This is a genomic window from Vibrio sp. 10N.222.46.A1 (assembly GCF_041473595.1).
In the GTDB taxonomy this organism is placed as follows: Bacteria; Pseudomonadota; Gammaproteobacteria; order Enterobacterales; family Vibrionaceae; genus Vibrio; species Vibrio tasmaniensis_A.
This window is the reverse complement of sequence record NZ_JBFRSN010001385.1, coordinates 1-805: the sequence shown is the minus strand read 5'-3', so window position 1 is coordinate 805 and position 805 is coordinate 1. Positions and strand designations below refer to the sequence as shown.

General features: G+C 43.4%; 1 protein-coding gene and 1 pseudogene. Both read right to left on the bottom strand.

What is annotated here, in order from left to right; translation table 11 throughout:
* A pseudogene (locus AB4496_RS26795) lies at positions 1-259 on the bottom strand (protein kinase family protein); the annotation flags it as partial.
* A 114-nt stretch (positions 260-373) separates the two neighbouring features.
* A partial coding sequence (locus AB4496_RS26790; RefSeq protein WP_372132948.1) for a type VI secretion IcmF C-terminal domain-containing protein occupies positions 374-805 on the bottom strand: 432 nt, incomplete at its 5' end.

Here is an 805-nt window from a genome sequence, read left to right as displayed (position 1 = left end):
GGACTAGATAGTCACTCTGCTGGTTAGAGAAATAATCGCAATATTCTGGCCAGTTATAATTGGAGTTGGAATAGAGAAACTCAGCCTCTTGTTTGAGAAAGTGACGGTGCTTTACTGCTTGAGCATACTTTATAGTAACGACGCCCCAGCTAGGGTGCTGGGCTTGAAGTACACGTCTACCTAATCGAGAGAGATTAGTGTAGCCACGGTTAGTTAGCTCCTGCTTGAGCTTTGCGTCGTCCGAAAATTCTCCCTTCAAAGCAACTTTGCCAGAGTGTTAAAACCAAAGGAAGAGCAACTTATTGACAGAGAATTATTGTCATAAGATGGAGCTCGCTTTGATGTACAAAGCGAGCTACTTGAGGGGGCTTTACTAGATATCACTTGGTAACGAGAATCCAGAGAAGAAGCCGGGAACAAACGGGTTCGACTGACCCTGAGTTTTGATGGTCAGTTTTACTTTACTGTCACCATACACAAACTCAACTTGTGTATCTTGAGCGGATGAAAAACTCACATTTGGACCGAATAAGCGGAACCAACTCCATGTACCTTTGACTGTACTTTGGCCAATTATGGAGTCTTGTGTGTTCAACTGGACTCCTAGTTTCTCGATAAACTCGGAGTCTCCTTGCCATGATTGCTGACTCCATAAGGTCGGCCCGTGACGGTAAGTGAAGATCGGTTTGTCCGAAATGATTGAAAATTCGGTAATGTTTGGTGTCATATCAACAGCTTTTACTTGGAAATCGATCTGAATGTTTGATGGATCAGCTAGGAAAAGAGCGTTTTTGATATCAGAAGC